This window comes from Vibrio sp. 10N.222.55.C6, assembly GCF_041473395.1.
Taxonomy (GTDB): Bacteria; Pseudomonadota; Gammaproteobacteria; order Enterobacterales; family Vibrionaceae; genus Vibrio; species Vibrio crassostreae_C.
The window spans coordinates 1-257 of sequence record NZ_JBFRSD010000080.1 but is presented as its reverse complement, the minus strand read 5'-3'; the positions used below and the strand labels follow the sequence as shown (position 1 = coordinate 257).

1 protein-coding gene is annotated in these 257 nt (G+C 38.1%); it reads left to right on the top strand.

All coding sequences use genetic code 11. The features are described 5' to 3' along the window. Positions 1-45: 45 nt before the first annotated feature. Positions 46-257, top strand: a 212-nt coding sequence (locus AB4486_RS22630) for an Lrp/AsnC family transcriptional regulator (protein WP_372118711.1), incomplete at its 3' end; no start/stop codon positions are given.

Below are 257 nucleotides of genomic sequence, written 5' to 3'. Positions count from 1 at the left end.
AAATACAAATACAAATACAATAATAATTCAGAAAAGGCAGAACACATGATGTCCAACATTAGTTTACAAGGCTTAGACAAACTAGATCGTAAAATTCTTTCGAATCTACTCTCCAATGGGCGAGAATCGATTGCTAATCTTTCTCGCAACATCGGCTTGTCGCGAACAGCAGTCGCTGAACGCATCAACAGACTTGAAAAAACCGGTATTATCAAAGGGTATACGGCACAAATAAGAGTAGAAAATGACGGGAGAAA